Source organism: Gynuella sunshinyii YC6258, from assembly GCF_000940805.1.
GTDB lineage: Bacteria > Pseudomonadota > Gammaproteobacteria > Pseudomonadales > Natronospirillaceae > Gynuella > Gynuella sunshinyii.
Map to the genome: position 1 here is coordinate 1,693,556 of NZ_CP007142.1, position 20,246 is coordinate 1,713,801.

Sequence of the window (20,246 nt, forward strand, 5' to 3'; positions counted from 1 at the left end):
CGAAACAGTTCAGAGAATAAATCATGACTCGTGCAGTAATATCGAAACTGACAGCAAGCCTGAATCACAAATTTTGTGTCTCAGAGTTTCCTTATCAATATAGGGCGGACTTATGTGTCCGCCTGTGTTCGTCATTTGCTTCAATCGTACTGTTGCTGCAACCAATTAATCAGAGGTTGATCCAGTACTTCCTGGCGTAATGAGTAGTCCACCAGGTAGTTATCTGCTTCACCGCCGTCAGCAGGGTCGACAATGACCTGTACGTTGGCTTGTTCAAACAGACTGGCGGTATCGATTTCCAGCGGTGCCTGAGATTCCCCTCCTCCCAGAAACAACACGTCTCCGGTAAATTTATTCAGATCGTGAGTAAATGTCCGGTCTCCGGCGATGGAACAATTGAGGTTGGCAAAATGATTATTGCTGACCAGGGTGCCAAAATACTCGCTATCTTTAAAAAACATATCTGCTTTCATGTATTGATAGTCATCGAGCGTGGCAGTAGGAGCAGCAAAGCGATAGGTTGGGGTGAATGCCAGGAATCCCAATCCACCCGGAGACGTTAAGACATTCACCACAAATTGGTAATTGCTGACTGACGGATCAGCAGCGGATGTCGAATCGGGAAAGTCGCGGGCTGCGGCAATCAGCACATCCAGACCGCCTAATGAATCACGATAGAGATTACCGGCATCGATTTGATCGTAAAAACTGTCGCAGGCCGCCTGGTTGTGCTGACGAATAGCTTCATCAGTGGAGTACAGGCCCGCAGTGCTGAACAGTGCACGGTAATGTGTGTTATTGGCATTAACAGCGGCTATTGCCGCCATCCCGCCGCCGGTGACTCCGCCAATCACCGGGTTTGCCACGTGTGTGGCGTGCTGGATCAGTTGCCGGGTAAATTCGATATCCCGACCACGAAGCTCCAGCCCCCAGGTACCCATGATGCTGCAATCAAGCCAGTCGCAGTCTGATGGATCACTGGTAAATATCCGGTCTTCCACGATCCAGACATCAAACCCTGCCAGTGCCAGGGTGGCTTCAAAACTGTCCTGATAACGACCGGTGCTCGACAGCGCATAATGCTCCAATGTGGCGTTGAACGACGCGGTCAGTAACAGAGGTTTAAGGGGATGGGTATCATAGTTCAGGTGAGTGATGCGTTTGATTCGAAACTGATTCAGGGGATTGTCACCATCCTGCCAGCGGCTCTCAAATGTGATCAGTGCAGGTGCCTGATACTGAATAGTGGCGTCGACCAAACGGTAAGGAACAGGTGATTCATTATGTGCATAACCGGCAATGGACAGCAGGGTCAGGCACAAGGCGCAGAATAAGTTACGCATGTCTTAAATTCTCCTTGGGAATAGAAAAGCTTCAGGAATTTCCCGCGTTGGCGCGAGGTGCTCCTTTCTTATCGTTAAACATCAGTATGACGACTAACGATAAGCATCATATCTTATCGATAAAAATGACATTGCGGTAACAGCCTTGCGCGGAGTGTCTCTTTTTTAATTTTTTTTTGTCGCATTTCATAACTTTATATGGAATATCACCTTCTGATTATCCATAAAAAAACCCGGTCAAGCCGGGCAAAAAGGCTCCTGGGAGCAATAATGACTGAACAAGATGTTAATGATGGTGACAGGCACGTTTTAAACGACGGATGACCCTCGCATGCCTTCTCCAAAACAACACGAATCTGCAATGTGTTGATTTACGGTAATAGATATCAGATTTCCTATCACCCCACCAACCAGGAATTGGTAGGAGTGCCAAGTGACGCAGGTTTTTTGATTTTTTACCAGCAGCGTTGTCAGAGAGACGGGTATTGTTGTGTTAGATGCCGATTGGGTTAAATTGAGGGGAGAGACTTTCACATACTGAAACAACACAACAGTCTTGGGAGGTTCTGATAGCCGTTATATGCAGGGCGTAATATTTGATTTTGAAAGTATCGAAAATGGCCTGTAATTATGTGGTTTGACCATCTCTGGCCACCAGAGCGGCTTGAGTCCGTTCCAGCGGATAGTGCGCAGATTGTTTGCCTTGCCCGGATTTCTTTGCCGACAATATTCTGAGGTTTCTTAACCCCGTTCGACAAATCTGAAACCTGGACAAGGTTGTCAGGATGGATTATTCAAGGCTCAGGAATGCAAAACCAAAAGCCGGCAGTGTCAGCTGTTGGTCCAGTTTCGCTGGTTGCCCTGGTGCGGACATCAGCTTAGCTCCTGCCGGTACGGCCAGGGTTTGCGAGTTGGCGGCCAGATTAAACACGCACAGTATTTCGGCGTAATGAGACAGGGTGCGCCTGAAGCTCACGATGTCGTTTTGGGCATTGACCGCATTGATATCACCGATACACAGCTGAGGCTGGTGTTTGCGCCATTGAATGATCTGACGACTGAAAGACAGCATTGAATGAGGATCACTTTCCTGTTCATCCACTGCGAGCTGTTGATGTTCCGGTGGAACGGGCAGCCAGGGAGTGTGCCTGGAAAAACCGGCATGTGGTTGATGACGATACCAGGGCATAGGTGTCCGGCAACCGTCGCGACCTTTGAAGTCCGGCCAGAATGTGATGCCATACGGGTCCTGGAGTTGCTCATAGGTCAGTTCGGTTTCTGTCAGTCCCAGTTCTTCGCCGTTATAAATACACAGGCTGCCACGCAGGGCAAGCAGTAAGGCCAGGTGCAGTTTGTTTTGCGGCAGAGGGTCGCATGCCGGATTGAGCCAGCGACTGGCCACTCTGGGCACATCGTGATTGCTCATGGCCCAGGCCGGCCAGCCGTCCTGAATGCTGTCTTCAAGTTGTCGTATGGACGCACAGATAAAGTCAGCATCGTGACGTGTGGTGAGAAACTGAAAACTGTAGGCCATGTGCAGGCGATCATTACCCCGGGTGTATTCGCCCATCAGGCTTTCAGCGTCACTGTCGCCAATTTCGCCAACCAGCATCCTGTCCGGATAGCTGTCGAGCAAGGCCCGCATGCGCTGCAGCCAAAGAATATTTTCCGGGCGGTTCTTGTCGTAAATATGTTCCTGGTAGCCATAAGGCGTGCCTGATGTGGCCATGAAGGATGGTTTCAGATTTTGATCGCGTGCCGGGTTATCACGCAGGAGTGCATCGTGATAGTAGTAATTTGCGGTGTCCAGACGAAACCCATCGATGCCGAGATCCAGCCAGAAACGGAATTCTTCCAGAATCTGGTGTTGTACCTCATCGTTGTGATAGTTCAGATCCGGCTGACTGGACAGAAAGTTATGTAGATAATATTGCTTGCGCCGTGGTTCCCATTCCCAGGCGCTGCCGCCAAACACACTTTGCCAGTTGGTTGGAGGGGTACCGTCAGGGTTCGGATCTGCCCAGACATACCATTCTGATTTGGAGTTGGTTTTGTCCTGTCGACTTAGTTGAAACCATGGGTGCTGGTCTGAGGTGTGACTGACTACTTTGTCGATGATGACTTTCAGACCGAGCGAATGCGCCCGCTTTATCATCGCCTTGCAATCTGTCAGAGTGCCGAAAATGGCATCCACAGCACGGTAATCTGAAATGTCATAACCGAAATCTTTCATCGGTGATTTGAAGAATGGTGAAATCCAGATGGCATCCACTCCGAGGCTGGCGATGTATTCCAGTTTTTGTCCGATCCCTGCCAGATCACCGATACCGTCACCGTTACTGTCATAAAAGCTGCGGGGGTAGATCTGGTAGATGGTTGCGCCCTGCCACCAGGGTTGATTGCCTTTCATGGGTTGTTGCTCCTGTGCATGAGTTGTGTTGTTTATAACATTACATTGAATATCTTATTAACCTTGCGGGCATTTATACCGGTTTAATCGTGTGATGTAGGGATGCACCGAGGTGTCGGTCCACACTATTGGTCACAGCCAATGCGAGCCTTGAGAAATCAAGCGGTCCGACGATTCGGTGTTTCGCGCAACACGACCAGATTTCTTGAGGCGACAGTCAAAGAGATCAGGGCGATCTATTTAATTGCCGGATTAATAGGAAGCCAAGTAATTCCCAGTGTCGTCATTGCAGAGTTAAAAAACCGCCCAAACCCACGCCTCTTGGCATGGCCCCTGGTTATTGCCCTCTACCCTGGCTTCCTCGCGGGCATTATTCAGGAAGTTCTTCAATAATATAGTGGACTGTATCGATTCAGAAGAATGCCAGATTCATGGGCGTTTGTTCCAGTGAAATCATGCCTGACGGATAAAAAACATCTGGATCGGGCATGCAGACAATGGGCGCCAGCCAGGATTGGTAAGGGAGGAGGTGATGCTCTGCCATCAGGGACAGTCCCGGAAATACCGACGGCATCACTTGTTAAAATAGCGCAGAAGCGTTAGTTACGTTTGCTCAAGGTGGCACCTTCAAGCCAGTCAAACTCCAGCTTGCGATCTTTGGCGACTTCGAAACCAAGCATCATTCTGGCGACCTTGCGACCTTTTTCGAACATTGGCTGACGTATGGTTGTTAACGGATTTTCCATTAACTGCCCGCTGCGAATACCATCAAAGCCGACGACTGACAGTTGCTCCGGCACCTGTTTATGAAGGTTTTTGGCCGCACGTATAACTGCCTCAGCCATAAAATCCGACATACACACAACGGCCGTTGCATCGGGTTTTTCACGGATCATCTGTTCTGCAATGTTCACCAGGTTATCCGATGTCAGGTCCGTTTCGGAGGTTTCGAAAATGTCCACATTTACGTTGGAGTATGCGTTGAAAATTTCCATATAACCGTATATGCGATTAACCGCTGTCGACTCTGTTTTATCAAGATAGCGATATTCGGAAATAAAACCACGGTGGTGATCCCGTGCCAGAGCCAGTGACATGACAATCACGTTCGTATGACCGGATTCGATAACTTTGCTGGCTACCAGACGGGCTGCGGAATAGTCATTAATGCCTACCGACGGCAGGCCATCGTATTTATGGTCGATGGAAACTGCAGGCAGTCCCCGTGATTTCAGAATCGGCAGAAACGGTGAATTTTCATCATGGTAACCGCTGAAAATGATAAAGCCATCGACCAATGCGCTAAGAGTATTGTTTGTCTCCTGTTTCGTACTCATGGTGGGAATCATGACCAGACTGGTACCATTTTTTTCCAATACAGAAGTGATACCTCTGATCAATTCAATTGCCTGCTCGTCTTCAAATACTGAGCTGAAACGATCATAAAAAATCAAACCTATCGCATCTGTTTTTCCGGTTCTCAGTAACCTTCCCGCTGGGTTGGGGCCGTGATATCCGATTTCTGCTGCGCGTTGGAAAATATATTCCCTTAACTCTGCGGATAACTGGTCCGGGCGGTTATAAGCATTGCTGACGGTTGTCCGTGAGACTCCTAAAGTGCGAGCGACTTCTTTCAATGTCAATTTGTTCGTTGCTTTCATGCAAACCTCTGTTGTTCTCCTTTGGCTCGATCAGTGTGCCGGCCAATTATGAGACCATGCCGGCGAGCGTGAATACTACGGGAATTGGAATGCCAGATAAAACCTAATGGACGTGAAATCGTCTGCTGTTCCAAAATATCTCAGAACTTGCTGCGATCATCGGTTATTGGTCTGTATGGCGCTCAGCGTAACAGCCCCCAGGATTGCTGAACCGCTCACCGGTATTTGCATGATCGCTCTGGGTTACCGCTGACACAACTCCAGAGCTGGCGTTGGTGCATTAGGATATGTATTGATGGAACTATTTTGTATTGATTCCGAAACCGGATCAATGATTTGTCCGGGAACGCGTCACAACTCTGGAAACCTTCACAGGTCGGTTGAGTTTAAACAATCAATTCAATACAAATTCTATGGGAAATGTCAGTTCCAGAATTTCCTGTTTCATGGAGGGGGGAAAATCAGGGAGAGGGTTGATTCTTCTGGCAATGGCTAGTGCTTCTCTGTCCAGTAATGCATAACCTGAACTTTTATCGATTTTGATTTTTTTGATCTTGCCGTTGGGTTTGACCGTGATGGTCAGTTTTACTTGCCCCTGCTGTCCGCGTTGTCTGGCTTCATCAGGATAGCGGTGACTCCTTTGGATCAGAGCATTGATGATGGCCATATACCGTGCAGATTCATCGGTATCGGTATTGTCTCCAGCCCGGGCATCCGATGTTACGGCACCGGGAGTGTTCGAAGACAGTGAGGCGACCTGGGTCGTGGCTGTAGTAGAGGTTGTGGTCGGTTGTGGTGACGCAGACAATTCTGTTACCGGCTTTGCCATAGAGGGCTGTTTGGCCGTCGGTGTGGGTTTAGGTTCAGGTTTTATTTCCGGTTCCGGCTGTGGTTCCGGCTCGGGAGTGATATCGGGTTCCGGCTGTGGTTCCGGCTCAGGCGTGATGTCGGGTTCGGGCTGTGGTTCCGGCTCAGGTGTGATGTCGGGTTCGGGCTGTGGTTCCGGTTCAGGTGTGATGTCGGGTTCGGGCTCCGTGACTGCAGCCGTATCAGGAGTGGTTGGGGCTGGCATCACGTCCGCTTGCGGGGGAGTCTCAACAGGTGTTGCAAAATCGGCCATGGACAGGGTCATGATCTGGCTGTTCGAACCAGCCGCCGGACTCATTTCAATGGTTTCTTCTGTGGTCCGGAAAAACCACGCGGCCGCAGCCGTATGTAAGGAAAGGGATGCCAGTAAAGCAATGGTGACTTTGGAGTTTTGCATCAGCCGGCTTCCTGTTCGGCAATAATGACAAAGTTATCGATACCGGCCTTGTTCAGCTGGTCAAGAATACTGATGAAGGTATCAGCCGGAAGGCCGGCATCTGCTTTGATTCTAAGTTCTGGCAGGTGCAACGGCGTTAAAATCGAAGTCAGTTGGGACAGGGTGATTTCATGCTGGTCCCAGGCAAGCTTGCCGTATTCGTCGATCAACAGGGTCTGCTGATGGGTCTTCAGGTTTTCGGCCTGGTTTAACTGCAAAGTTTTCAGTTTGAACACATCGGCCGGGAGTATCTGGCCGGCAATCATAAAGAACACCAGCATCAGAAAGACGATGTTGATCAGAGGAATCATGTGATCGTCAAGGGAAGGTGCCGGTTTTGGCTGAGTCTCATTAACGCGCATGGGGCCGCTCCAGCTTGATATTTTGAAGCCCCTGGGCTTGCAGTTCTTCCATTGCGGTCAGCAGTCTCTGGGTGTTGACGCCACTTTCCGCGGCAACAATGACACTTTTATGGCTACGTTCGGGAAACTCAAATACCAGCTGTTCGGCAGAGAAGGTTCCGTCTTCAGTGTGAAGCAGGCCGAAACGATCCACTTGTACCCTTAGTGGTTTGATGTCGTCGTTATTGACAGGCGCTGTACGGTTTTGTGCCGGTAGTTTCAGAGCGATCCCCTGATCGAGCTGAAACCGGCTCGACAGCATGAAAAACAGTAACAGAATAAACACCACGTCGATCAATGGCGTCAGGCTGATTGAAGCTTTGCGCGCCCGATAACCAAGTTCCATGGTTAAAACCTCAGGATGGTTGAGTGGTAAAAAGACGGGTGACGGAATCGCCCATGTGGTGACCACAGATTTCGATGGTGCGTTCAAACCAGTTGTGGGCGATTAATGCGGGAATTGCAACAATCAAACCAACCGCCGTGGTCAACAGTGCCTGCCAGATGCCGCCGGATAACGCCGAGGGATCTACCTGGCTGCCGAGTGATTCCAGTTGTTGGAAGGCGGTGATCATTCCCAATACAGTTCCCAGCAGTCCCAGTAACGGACTCAGAGCGGCAATCAGTTCAAGGGGTTTCAACATTGCTCTCAATGATTGCAGTTGCTCCGCGGCCACTCGCTGGATTTCTTCACGCAGCAAGGGTGAATCCGGTTTGATGTTGGCGTTGTGATCCAGTGCAGTGGCCATGACTTTGACGACAGGATGCCGGCTGGCCTGGATGCGGGATGCGATGGCTTTGCCTTTGCCAAGCTCACTCAAATATTTGGCCGGAGTGTTGTAGCGCCAGACGCCAAGTGCTGAATACTGCCAGACTTTGTATAAGGTAATTGTCAGGGCAATGACGGAGAATAACATCAGAATCCAGACCACAGGGCCGCCGATTGTGAGCCATTCGACGACCTTCTCAGTACTGGAAGCTGCTGCGAGAGTGTCTGTCGGGATGGGTGTTTGGGTCAGAGAGGTTACGGATTCTTCCACATCAAGTACTCGAATTGGGTTGCCACTAAATAATAATAATTATCATTTCTGATGACAAGCCTGATTTTAAGCCGGTTCTTCAGCCAGCGAGGCAGAGTGGTCGTCAGGTTGCTGAATCTGATCGTAAGTGGGTTTTGTAACGCAATTGGCGACAACTGAAATATTTCAGATTTTTACTTTTTCTGATCTTTCACTTAATTTTGATTTATAGGCTAACTTATTGTTTTTTTAGTCTGACTGGCGTTTGCGAACGTTGTGCATTGGTGCAGAATCTCCTTTGTTTTTGACCCTTCGGTCAATATGCCTACCTGTTTCTGATTCAGTGTCTCAACACTGAATGTCGTCGCTGCAGTACAACAACAATAAAAGGAGAGAAATATGTATTTTCATAATATTGTAAAAGCCGTCGGCTTTGTTTCAGCCATTCTGGTGGCCGAAACGGCCTGGTCGAACGAGGCATCGTCTGCCAATGTCATGGCACCCCTGGAAATCAATGACTGGAGCGGTTTCAACAGTCAGTTGACCACCGCCAAAAACATGGGCGTCGATGCTGTGTCTGTGGATATCTGGTGGGGCAAGGTTGAGGCCGCTGGCGATCAACAGTTTGACTGGAGCTATTATGACAGCGTGGTCAGTGCCATTGAAAACGCCGGTCTGCATTGGGTTCCGATCATGTCCTTTCATCAGTGTGGTGGTAACGTCGGAGATGAGTGTGATGTTCCGATCCCTGCCTGGATCTGGAGTCACTATCCCGGCATTGATGCCAATGCCCTGAAATATCGCAGTGAGCAGGGTAATTATTCTGCTGAAACCGTGTCATTGTGGTCTGATGACCTGGTTGTGGACGAATACCTGGAATTTATGAACGCATTCGAGAGTCATTTTGCCACTAAGGCTTACATGACTGATGAAATCAATATATCCATGGGGCCGGCTGGTGAATTACGCTATCCGTCTTACAACAGCCATGACGTCAATACCGGTTATCCGACCCGCGGTGCCTTCCAATCGTACAATGATAATGCTATCGCGGATTTTCGTGACTGGACCTTGAGCAAATATGGTTCTCTGGCGGCTATTAATACTGCCTGGGGGGTATCTCTGAGTTCGATCACGCAGGTGAGTCCACCGACGGATGCAACGGCATTTATTGCCAATGGTGATCAGTATACTCTTCAGTATGGACGCGACTTTGTCCGCTGGTATCATGAGAGTCTGACATCCCACGGGATCACTATGATGAATGCCGCGATTCAGGCATTTGATTCGGCATTTGCTGATGCAGAGCTTGGCTTCAAAATTCCCGGTGTGCATTGGCAGATGGGCGTTGCTGGCAATTATCGCCGTTCTGCTGAAATTGCCGCAGGTCTGATTCCAACAGATGTCGATCTGAATTCGGCCGCCACCGCGTATGGTTACAGCAGTATTATTGGTGTTGCTGCGAGCTACAACAACAGTGGCAGAAATATCGTGCTGCATTTTACCGCCCTGGAGATGGATAACCAGAACTGGTCGCCGCAATACAGTCTGGCTAAGGATCTGGTGTTTTGGGTAGCGGATGGAGCCACGGCTCAGGGCGTGACGATCAAGGGTGAAAATGCGCTGGCTGGTGGCGTGGCTTCTGACAATGGCTGGAACAATATTGAAAATGCCTTTACCTGGAGCGGTTATTCTGGATTGACAATACTGCGTATTGGGGATGTCACCAATGGCGGTACCGGTCAAAACCGATACACCAGTTTTATTCAGAATTTTCATGCTGCCGGTTCTGGCGCGAATGTCGCGTTCAGTTGTGCCAATGGCTACACCTATTGGGGACAAAGTGTGTATGTGGTTGGCAATCTGGCCGAACTGGGTAACTGGAATCCGGCCTCCGCCGTTGTGATGTCGGCATCTGCTTATCCCACCTGGAACGCAACGATTACTGTACCGGCGAATACGACTATTGAATGGAAATGCCTGAAACGGGAGGAAAGCAATCCGTCAGCGGGTATCGAATGGGAGTCTGGTGCCAATCATGTGATTACCAGTGGCGCAGCCGGTTCTACGGTGACTACAGCCGGTGCTTTTTAATCACCCGGGAGATATGTTCTGTTAGCGTACAGGAGCGATGCGTGGATGCATTGCTCCTGTGAAATTCCTCAAACCGTTCAGTGTACTCGTTTGAGGAATTCCGCTCATGGACACCGTCAGTTTGCATGCTGGTAAGTTCTGCTCAGTATTTCTTTCCCAGTCGTCACTGACGTTTTCGTCTGCCTGTTTTTGCCCGGTCCGGCTGAAACTCTAATCCAGATCCGCCTCAAACAAGCCTCGTTTCATTACGAATTTTACCCATACCGCACCAATGATACTCAGTATCAACAGGATGCCGCCGGTAATGGCGTAAACCATCCTGGTCATCTCCGGCGAGGGTGAATTATTCAGTGCTACATACAACATGGCCAAAATACCGATAATCTGTGGTAATGGATAAAACGGTGTTTTGTAAGGACGATGGTGATCCGGCAGACGTTTACGCAGTACGATTACATTGATATGGGCAACGATGTAGGCCAGTAACCAGCTGGTCGTTGCGGCAATCACCAATACCAGCAGGGAATCAATATCGAATATCAGGTATGGAAAAATCGAGCAGACTGCAATCATGACGATACCGGCCCAGGGCATATTGAAACGATTGATGGCTTTCAGTTGCGGAAATGCCTGACCCTGCATTGCCATTCCGTGCAGCATTCTCGGTACCGATGCCAGCACTGTATTCATGGTACTTGCGGTGGCTGCCAATGCCATCACGGTAGCGATCATCAGGCCGCTTTTGCCAAACACCGCGTTGACGTAATCCAGGTATGGAATCGGAGAGCCCACCAGGGTATCGACATCCAGGTACAAACTGGCACCGTAAGCAAAGGCCAGAAAAATACCAAAGATTATAAACAATGACAGATGCATGGCTTTGGGAATGTTTTTCCGCGGATTTTTAACCTCACTGATCATCGGGCAGATAAATTCAACCCCCACCATCATCCATATGGCCAAGGCGATCAAGCCGATAAAGCTACCATCCAGCACACCTCCAAAACTCCAGTCTACCGTTGTTCCGGTTAATGCCAGGTGTGGTTCACTGGCGCCGGTGATCGCGGTAACGCCAACCAGAATCAAAGCGCTGATCAGAAAAAACGCCAGAATATTCTGTACTTTGGAAAATACATCGGCACCCAGCAGGTTGGTTAAGGTCAGTACGAGCAATAATAGCAATGGTGTCACTTTTGCTGGGAGCACACCTGGAAGCAATTGTTCGAGCATGGCATCCACCAGAAACATTTCGACCGGCATGGCGAGAATCGCGACCACCACATAACCGGCGAACACCGAGACGATGGCCGGGAAGTGGCCAATGGCTTTTTGTGTGTAGGTGGCCAGTGTGCCTTCCTGGGGAAACATCAGCGACAGTTCGGCGAAGCTCATGGCGTTGAACTGTGCCAGGATCATGGCTGCAACCATGGCGGTAATGAATGCCATGCCACCGATACCAATGCCTTGGGTGGCTGAAATCATGGCACCCTGAACAATGACCAGCCCAACACAGATGGCGATCATCGTTGGCAGACCCATTTTCCGTGATACGGCGGGAGCGGCCGATTCAGCAGCCGTTGTCATGTGGTTTGATTGAGTTATATCGTTCATGTTCTCTTTCCTGTTTAGATAAGACCTTGTAACGATTTCAAAGCCGATTAAATCGATAGGGGGTTGGATCAACAATTGGTTTTGTGTTGGACACCAGATCTGCCGCAAGTTGCCCTGCAGCAGGACCAGTGCCAAAACCATGGCCGGAGAAACCAGTCGCGATGGTCAAACCGGGGAGCGACTGAATACGGTCAATTACCGGATTTGAATCGGGTGTTACATCAATCAGGCCTGCCCAGCTTTCAGCAATACTCGCCTGATTGAAGGCGGGCCAGGCCTGGCGCAGATTGCTCAGGGCATCCTGATTCAGTTGCTCGTTTACGGGAGGATTCGTGGTGCGATGCTGTTCAAACGGAGAGGCATTGCTACCCCAGCGGCGCGGCATGGTCAGGTCATCAGCAAAATAACGACCCAGAGATATCCGTAAAAAACCGGCCTGTTGCCGTAACTGATTGAGATAGCGAAAACCGATCAGTAAATGGTCAAGGCTCAATGGCGCATCCAGCTTGCCGCGCTGAGTAATGACGAAACCGCCACCTTGATGTTTGCGAAAGGAAAAATCCGGCGCACCAACGGCAATATCTGTCGGACCCTCCATTGGCTGGGTACGCAGCACAGAACAGATAAGCGGCAACGTGGGCAACGAGATACGCTGATTACCTAAAAATCGCCGAGACCAGGCTCCGGCAGCGAGTAATACCTGATCACAACGGATCTCACCTTTTTCAGTGACCACACCACAGACTTTTCCGGCTGCAGTGGACAACGAGCGCACGGCGCAGTGTTGAATAATGTTTGCACCCTTGGCAATGGCGGCATTGGCCAGTGCAGTGGTGGCAATGGCTGGTTCGGCGCGTCCGTCAGACGCGGTAAAAACAGCCCCGGCCCAATCACCTCGACCACCTGGTACACGGGCATCGATGGCTTGCGGAGTCAGCAGGGTTGAATCCAGCGACATTGGCGCAACCGACTTCAGCCAGTCTTCATGCATGGCCATTTGTTTTTCTGTCTTCGCCAGAAACATAATGCCCGCCTGACGGTAACCGACTGAGCGACCAATCCGTTCCGGCATCTGCGCCCACAACCGGTCGGCGGCCAATGCCAGCGGAACGTCATGGAGATGACGGCTGGTTTTGCGTATCCAGCCCAGATTCCGTGATGACTGTTCTCCGGCAATATGGCCTTTTTCCAGCAATACCACGGGAATGTTACGTTCAGCCAGTGTCAGAGCCGCAGTCACACCAACGATGCCGCCGCCGATAATGACCACCGCCGTGGACGCCGGTAAAACATTGTCAGTGGTGATGGATTCAAGTGTTGTTGTCATTTCCGGATTCCTAAAAAGTAGCGGTGGTTGTTAAATCGTCAGACTAAGCAATGGTTATCTGCTCAACCTCTGCCGAAGCGGCACCCCGGTAAGCCGTCACTTCGATCTCAACTTTGTAACTCATTGAGCCAAGTGGCGGGCAGGTTGCAGTATTGGCCGGGCAGATGCCTTGATATTTCTGACCGATAAAGGTCATAACCTGATGAATGTGTGCCGGATCCTGAATAAATACGCGAGAGGCAACGACATCACCGAGCGAGGCATCCACGGCCGCCAGTGCTGTTTCGATATTGCGGAAAACCTGTTCGGTTTGCTCGATGACGTCATCCGGTATTTCCTGGGTATCCGGGTTACGCCCGGCGGTGTTGGAGACAAATATCCAGTTATCCACGCACACGGCGCGTGAGTAGCTGCCAATTTCTTCAAATTTTGAACCGGTCTTCAGTTTTATAATCTTGGTCATATTGGTTACTCGGATTAAATATCTCGTCTGTGAGTCCTGAAATTGTTTTGGGCTGACTGAAAAGCGTTTTATGAGTGAGGTCGTATCAAGACGAAACTCACTGGGCTTGTTACACGCAGTACCCGCGTTTAAGTGCAGAAAAAAGTGGTTATGCCTGCCACCGGAAGAGTGTGTTCAATAGCCGGATATGGCAGACAGATACATGCCCCTTGCTTTAGCGCAGTACCGGGGTATCCCAAAGATTAAGGCTGACACCAATGCCGTTTGCCATGGCATTGCGATACACAATAGTTGCCCAGGCAACATCCTCGACCGGCATACCTCCGACTGACAGAACGATAATTTCATCGTCATTCTGGCGCGCAGGTGTATCACCGGAGACGATTTTTCCAAGATCTTCAACGTCTTCGATGGTCATCTTGCCCTCGGCAATCATGTCCATAAAACGGACGCCAACCAGAGGGATATGATGGTGTGCCGGTTTGGGCACCTCTTCATACCAGGCCTGATACAAGCCAGTGTTATCGAAGACTTTGCGCACTTCAGGTTGCTCCATACCATCATCCAGACGGCAACTTGCGGGCATGGCGAGGAACGCGCCGGGCTTCAGCCAGTCTCGTTTTACGATGGGATAGGTGGACGGATCGCCGACTTCGCCGGAGTTGCAATAGGTGATGATGTCGGCATCACGCACGACCTCTTCAATGCTATCGACCACTTGAACATTGGTAATCTGAGGAAACGTCGCCGCGAGCCAGGTGAGGAAACTGTCCATACTTTTCTGGCCGCGGCCTTTGATTTTAATGGTATCGATAGCCGGTCTTACGGCCATAAATGCCGCAACCGACGTTTTACCCATGACCCCTGGACCCAGCAGCCCAATCACTTTGGCATCCTGACGTGCCAGGTGACGTGCACCAACGCCGGGAATCGCACCGGTGCGATAAGCTGACAGCAGATTGGCAGACATATAGGCCAGCGGTGCACCGGTTTCAATATCGTTCAGAATAAACATCAGAATGGAGCGTGGCAGGCCTTTTTCCCGATTGGCGATATTGGAGCCATACCATTTCACTCCACAGGTTTGAAAGTCGCCGCCCAGATAAGCGGGCATGGCCATTAACCGGCGGTCAGCGGTTGGTTTGGGCATGGTTGGAAACGGAGATTGTTCCGGAAAGGTAATCATGGCACCGTGTGAATCGTTGTTAGCGCCGGCCATGCGATAGTCACCCTGATAGAGCAGCTTGAACATTTCTTCCATGGTATCGACACAACGCGGCATGTCGGTCACTCCCGCCCGAATCATGTCCTGTTCGGAGAGATAGATAAAATCAATTTTGGTACTTTCGGACATAACATCCCCGCTAGATAACAATTATTTTTCTGGTCTCGCTATTCAGTTTGCCGTTTGAAAACAGTATCTGAATGCACCTGTGAGCATCGATGTTATGGCGCTTAGTTATGTTGGTATTGAATTTTTGCGAAATTGAAATCAAAAAAAACACGGGTGCTGTAAAAACAAAAAGTGGTCTCTGCTTTGCTATAAAAGACTGTCGTATTACCTAGCGGGTTAAGATCATGGTTCAGTCATCTGTGCGTTGTGATGTCGCCAAAATTCATTCCAAACAACCCTGGTTTGTTCTTAATTCTGCCAGTGATTTTTCTCTGATGTCGTCAAACAACCGGGCGATATCTCACTACTATAGTTTTGAAGCCAGTGAGTCCGCCGAAGTCACCGTCGCCATTCCGGACGGCTGTGTGGATATCCTGTTTGATTGCGATGAATCCGAGCCCAGTGCCATGGTTTACGGCACCACACTGGAAGCTCGTCATACCCGTTTTTGCGACAGTCACCGTTATTTTGGGGTTCGCTTTGCACCCGGTGTGATACCGGGTTTGTTGCAACTGGCCGCTGATGAATTAGTTGAACAGTGCCATAATTTTCTGGAAGTGGCGGCGGATGTCAGCGCTATATTTGAGCAGATTGTGAGTCAGTCGGAGTTTGCCCGGCAGGTGGCGTTGTTTGATCAGTTTATTGCCAGGGATAGCGTGCGTGAGTCATCCGCGTTAACCGCGCAGATTATCCAGGAAATATGCCGTCAGAAGGGTAATGTCCGTATCAAAGATCTGGAAGCTCTGACTGGTTACACCACCCGCACACTGCAAACCCGTTTTCGTAATGACACCGGCATGTCGCCGAAGTTGTTCAGCCGGCTGATACGTTGCCAATCCGCCGTCTACGATATCAATCAGCAGGGCCGGGTGGTGTTCTCCGATCTGGCTGCAGCACTTGGCTACAGCGATCAATCGCATTTTCTTCGCGAGTTTAAAAAACTGGTCAGTACCACACCAATGGATTACCAGAACCGGATCAGACACAGCACCTATCTGGGGCGTATACGTTATTTGTGAACCTTGATGAAGCATGCAGGGTTGGCTGATCGGCTCTGCCAGGTTGCAGAGGAAGGTTGTTTGCCTTCTTCAAAACATGAAAGCCAAATGTACGATCTTCACTTTTCCTCCAACGCCAATCACTTTGAATGACAACAATAAATACGCCGAAGAATGAAAGCGTGAACCAAACTCGTACATTCTCCAATGTATGGTTTTAACCATTTAATAGATCGACATACACGACCAATCCGCAAGTCAGTGGCGTCGGAGATGTTCGACTATTACCTCAGAAAGTACCTGCATTCATGAAGTTGTGTATCAGATGAAGAAAAACTCGAATGTTGCTGATGTCATTTGATTGATACTCTATCGCCCGGTATTTCTCCAACGTGATTAAGGAATCTGACAGGTCAGACCATGACACCCAGTGAATCGGAAAAACTTCGCCTGGAACATCAGGCTGCCAAGCTGTTCATGCGCTGGTATGAAAAAAACACCGGAGAAGCGATCCGTCATATCTGGCATAACCAGCCGCAGAAGCCCGACGTTTCGTGTTTTTTGCAAGGTGAAAAGCTGGATATCGAAATCGCTCATTTGTATGGTTCGGATACGGAGGCCATGCAGATACTCGCGCGCGAACTGGATGATAAGACGCTTGAGGAACTCAGAAACCTTGAACAGACAGATATCGGTGCACGGTTGTTACAGGCCCTTAATCGCATTCTGGCCAACAAGGCGGAAAAGAATTACAACAGTCAGCGCACCTGGCTGGTGATCCGTAATATGAATCCAAACTGGCACCGTCACGATATCGAACAGCTGGTGCACCGGATTGAAGTCCCGGGTGTGCATCCGTTTGAGCAGATATGGATTGTTGCGGATCGGCAAGGGCAGAGCGGTATTGTTCAGCTGTATCCCTGAGAGTGGTTGTCATGCAATTGCAGTAACTGTTCGAATCGTTCGATCGGTACCGGACGGCTGAACAAATAACCCTGGCAGTGCAGGCAGCCATGTTGGTTCAGAAATTGTCTCTGGGCTTCGGTCTCAACACCTTCGGCGATGACTTTCAGGCCCAGGCTGCGGGTCAGTGAAATGATCGTTTGTACGACGGTGGCGTTGTTTTCGTTGTGGGGCAGATTGTGTATGAATGAACGGTCTATTTTGACTTGTTCCAGCGGCAGTTGGGTCAGGTAAGACAGTGACGAGTATCCGGTACCGAAGTCATCGAGTGAGAACCCAATTCCCATGCTTTGCAGCTGTTTCATTTTGGTGATGGCGCCTGAAACATCACCGAGAATCATCGTCTCGGTCATTTCAAGTTTCAGGTGGTTAATACTGGCCCCGCTGTGGCTGATGGCCTGACGGACCTGCTCAACAAAGTTGTCCTGGTGAAATTGGCGGGCGCTGACGTTGACCGCCAGTATCAGGTTTTGAGTCCGGTCATCCTCTGACCAGCGCATTAACTGACGGCAGGCCTGTTCCAATGCCCATTGACCCAAGGGCTCGATCAGGCCGGTCTGTTCCGACAGAGGAATAAACTGATCCGGATAAATAATGCCACGTACCGGATGGTTCCAGCGGATCAGAGCTTCAGCGCCGATGATCGTGCCAGTGCTGTCCACTTGTGGCTGGTAGTGCAACTGAAACTCGCTGTTGTCGATGGCTGCCCGCAGTTCCGATTCCAGTGTGGCCCGCTGAGTCAGTACCGATTGCATCTGGGGATCAAAAAAACGAATGGTATTACGACCGGCATTCTTGGCCTGATACATGGCGATATCCGCTTGCCGTACCAGATCTTCAGCCTGCTCATCCGCTGATACCATCATTGTGACGCCAATACTGGGTGTGCTGTGATATATCTGGTCGGCAATTGTGTAGGGGCGTGCCAGCAGTTGTTGAATCTGCTCGGCAACATCTTTGGCCTGACTGGCAGCGTGATGAGGGTTATCGCTCAGCTCTTCCAGCAGTACGATGAACTCATCACCTCCCAGCCGGGCGGCGGTATCGCCATCGAATATAAAGTTCTGCAGCCTTTCCGCCACCTGCACCAGCAGATGGTCACCAATGTCGTGACTGCCGCTGTCGTTGAGTACTTTGAAGTTATCCAGATCAATCAGCATGACGGCATTGATATGGTTGCTGCGGGCCCGGTTGGTCTGCGCCTGTCGCAAGCGATCCATAAACAGGCGGCGGTTGGGCAGCCCGGTCAACAGGTCATAAAAAGCAAGCCGTTCTATTTCCTCTTCAGCTTGCTTGTTGGAGGTCAGGTCGAGAAAAGTTCCCACGTAGTTGGTGATGTGTCCCTGGCTGTCCTTGACGACGTTAATGCTCAACCATTCAGGATAGATTTCCCCGTTTTTACGGCGATTCCAGATTTCTCCCTGCCAATGTCCGAATTGTTTCAGTTGTTGCCACATGTGTTCGTAAAAGGTGTCGTCGTGGCGACCGGATGCCAGGATATTGGGTGTTTTGCCAATGACTTCCTCGCAACTGTAACCGCTGATGTCGCAGAACGCCTGATTCACCCGCAGGATATGATTCTCAGCGTCGGTGATGGTAATGGCTTCCTGGCTGTTGAACGTCGTGGCGGCAATTCTGAGTTCCTGTTCTGCACGTCTACGCTCGGTGACATCGTGACCGATACCGACCAGGCCGATCACATTTCCCCGACTGTCAAATACCGGGTTCTTGCTCAGTTCGAACAGGCCTTTATGTCCGGTCCTGGTAAATGTGATCCAGTGTTCTCTGTGCAGGGGTTGACCCTGGCTGATGACCCAGAGATCTTCTTCATCGAAAATTCTGGCCTGTTCAGGAGAATAGAAATCAGCAGCTGTGCGGCCAATGATGCCTTCTCTGGAAATACCGAACAGATTTTCCAGTTCCTGGTTGCAGTTGCGGAAGCGACCATCGCGGTCTTTTTGCCAGGCAAGATCCGGAATGGCTCTCACCAGTGACTGCAACTCTGCCTCACGCGCTTCGAGGTGCTGATAGTTAAGCCAGGTGGTCAGCCCCATCGACAGGCGGCGGCCAATCTCTTTGAATACTTTCTGGTCCAGCTTGGACCAGGTTCGTCTGCTGCCACTGGCAACAATCGTCAGTGTCCATGGTTCTCCTGTTAATGGATAAACGGCGATTGCCATGCCGGAAATAGGCGGCGGATTATCGTATTGTTCCAGTAATTGTGAGGGAACGGGCAGCTCGGAATCATCACCAAACATCACCGGATCCTGGCTGGCCAGCAGGCGGTTGAAAAAGTCGACTCCCTCTTCCAGTAGCGGGTACTGGCTGTTTTGCTTCATGAGAGGAGGCTGTTCATCCGTATGAGCTATGACTCTGATGCTCCAGAACTTTGCAGCCGGATCGCAAGGGCCCGACAATAAGGCTTTACTGACTCTGAAAATATCCAGAATCAAATCCAGTGCCCTGCGCATAATGTATTGAGGATCGCCGGCTGACTGCAGAATCCGGGTGATCTGATCGATGCGTTGCAGATAGCTTAAAAACTCACCCTGACGCTTTTTCTCGGTATTCAGACGCTTGATCTGTTGCCGGTAGCCGTTGATCTGACGTAACTCCGACAGGCGACAGGCAATGTCATCGGCAATGGCTTTCAGCATGGAATTTTCCCGTAGGTCCTGCTCTGCGGATGGCCGGCAAATTTCCAGAATTCCGAGGATGGTGGAATTGGGGTCAGACAACGGTAGTAATATGACCGACAGTTTGTGGAAGGGAAGAGACGGTGTTTGCTCCGGGTGTATGACATGGTAAGCCTGGAGGTCGTGCAACGCCTGTTCATATAGCGAGGAATCAAACTGAGGGTGTTCTGAAGAGCTATCGGGATAGCGTGCGCTCCGTTCGAAGCTCTGATCCGGTGTATACATGATGAGACTGCAACTGGGATAGTTTCCAACGTCTACAACCAGGCGGCAGATCTCCGTCAACAGCGAAGTTTCATTTTTGCCGTGAATCAGGGCCTTGCTAAGCCATTGCCGTAACCGTTCAAGTTGATACAGCTGATGACTGTCTGTGAGTGGTACGGTTTGATGATTCTGGTGGTAAATACGATTGGACATATTACCCTCTTCCAAGCCGAATAATTAAGCGAAGTACCGGCTTCTGCCCTAGCTACAGAATGTCTCTTTGATGGTGATTAAAACGGGAAAACCGTGACAACATGTCCATAACCAAGGTGAAAAGACCAAAAGGTGGTAATGGAGATG

General features: G+C 50.2%; 15 protein-coding genes. 3 read left to right on the top strand and 12 right to left on the bottom strand.

The annotated features are described in order from the left end of the window. Window positions 1-140: 140 nt before the first annotated feature. The 7 genes from YC6258_RS07550 to YC6258_RS07585 all read right to left on the bottom strand — a co-directional run bounded on the left by YC6258_RS07550 (window position 141) and on the right by YC6258_RS07585 (window position 8,158). Entirely contained in the window at window positions 141-1,343 is a 1,203-nt protein-coding gene (locus YC6258_RS07550) for a hypothetical protein (protein WP_044616465.1), read from the bottom strand. Window positions 1,344-2,133: 790 nt separating this feature from the next. After that, window positions 2,134-3,753 (bottom strand): alpha-glucosidase, encoded by a 1,620-nt coding sequence (locus tag YC6258_RS07555; RefSeq protein ID WP_044616466.1) that lies wholly within the window; start codon window positions 3,751-3,753, stop codon window positions 2,134-2,136. Between the two features lie 599 nt (window positions 3,754-4,352). Continuing rightward, complete coding sequence (locus YC6258_RS07565; protein ID WP_044616468.1) at window positions 4,353-5,414, bottom strand: LacI family DNA-binding transcriptional regulator; 1,062 nt, start codon at window positions 5,412-5,414, stop codon at window positions 4,353-4,355. A gap of 394 nt (window positions 5,415-5,808) precedes the next feature. Beyond that, window positions 5,809-6,678 carry an energy transducer TonB gene (locus tag YC6258_RS30170; protein WP_052830142.1) on the bottom strand — a complete coding sequence of 290 codons (870 nt, stop codon included), beginning with the start codon at window positions 6,676-6,678 and terminating at the stop codon, window positions 5,809-5,811. Next, window positions 6,678-7,079: an ExbD/TolR family protein gene (locus YC6258_RS27150; RefSeq protein WP_052830143.1), complete on the bottom strand. Its 402-nt coding sequence runs from the start codon at window positions 7,077-7,079 to the stop codon at window positions 6,678-6,680. The genes YC6258_RS30170 and YC6258_RS27150 overlap by 1 nt, the downstream gene beginning before the upstream one ends. Further along, entirely contained in the window at window positions 7,069-7,464 is a 396-nt protein-coding gene (locus YC6258_RS07580) for an ExbD/TolR family protein (RefSeq protein ID WP_044616469.1), read from the bottom strand. Before YC6258_RS07580 ends, YC6258_RS27150 begins: the two co-directional genes overlap by 11 nt. Window positions 7,465-7,474: 10 nt before the next feature. Then, window positions 7,475-8,158: a MotA/TolQ/ExbB proton channel family protein gene (locus YC6258_RS07585; protein WP_245627021.1), complete on the bottom strand. Its 684-nt coding sequence runs from the start codon at window positions 8,156-8,158 to the stop codon at window positions 7,475-7,477. A 378-nt stretch (window positions 8,159-8,536) separates the two neighbouring features. Between YC6258_RS07585 and YC6258_RS07590 the strand changes: the two genes are divergently transcribed. Continuing rightward, window positions 8,537-10,231 (top strand): family 14 glycosylhydrolase, encoded by a 1,695-nt coding sequence (locus YC6258_RS07590; RefSeq protein WP_044616470.1) that lies wholly within the window; start codon window positions 8,537-8,539, stop codon window positions 10,229-10,231. 210 nt (window positions 10,232-10,441) lie between these two features. Here YC6258_RS07590 and YC6258_RS07595 read toward each other — a convergent pair whose 3' ends face one another. The 4 genes from YC6258_RS07595 to YC6258_RS07610 form a co-directional block, all read right to left on the bottom strand. Beyond that, window positions 10,442-11,842, bottom strand: coding sequence for an APC family permease (locus tag YC6258_RS07595; RefSeq protein ID WP_044616471.1), 1,401 nt, complete (start codon window positions 11,840-11,842; stop codon window positions 10,442-10,444). Window positions 11,843-11,879: 37 nt separating this feature from the next. Beyond that, a complete protein-coding gene (locus YC6258_RS07600) occupies window positions 11,880-13,169 on the bottom strand; it encodes an NAD(P)/FAD-dependent oxidoreductase (protein WP_044616472.1) in 1,290 nt (429 codons plus the stop codon). A 43-nt stretch (window positions 13,170-13,212) separates the two neighbouring features. Further along, window positions 13,213-13,632: a RidA family protein gene (locus YC6258_RS07605; RefSeq protein WP_044616473.1), complete on the bottom strand. Its 420-nt coding sequence runs from the start codon at window positions 13,630-13,632 to the stop codon at window positions 13,213-13,215. A 214-nt stretch (window positions 13,633-13,846) separates the two neighbouring features. Further along, window positions 13,847-14,986, bottom strand: coding sequence for an ornithine cyclodeaminase family protein (locus YC6258_RS07610; RefSeq protein ID WP_044616474.1), 1,140 nt, complete (start codon window positions 14,984-14,986; stop codon window positions 13,847-13,849). A gap of 224 nt (window positions 14,987-15,210) precedes the next feature. Between YC6258_RS07610 and YC6258_RS07615 the strand changes: the two genes are divergently transcribed. Further along, entirely contained in the window at window positions 15,211-16,044 is an 834-nt protein-coding gene (locus YC6258_RS07615; RefSeq protein WP_044616475.1) for a helix-turn-helix domain-containing protein, read from the top strand. 399 nt (window positions 16,045-16,443) lie between these two features. After that, the gene (locus tag YC6258_RS07620; protein WP_044616476.1) at window positions 16,444-16,947 is read left to right on the top strand and encodes a hypothetical protein; all 504 of its coding nucleotides are present in this window, start codon (window positions 16,444-16,446) and stop codon (window positions 16,945-16,947) included. Here the strand turns inward: YC6258_RS07620 and YC6258_RS27155 are convergent. Continuing rightward, window positions 16,932-20,099 (bottom strand): putative bifunctional diguanylate cyclase/phosphodiesterase, encoded by a 3,168-nt coding sequence (locus YC6258_RS27155; protein ID WP_052830144.1) that lies wholly within the window; start codon window positions 20,097-20,099, stop codon window positions 16,932-16,934. The genes YC6258_RS07620 and YC6258_RS27155 overlap by 16 nt on opposite strands. Window positions 20,100-20,246: the final 147 nt, after the last annotated feature.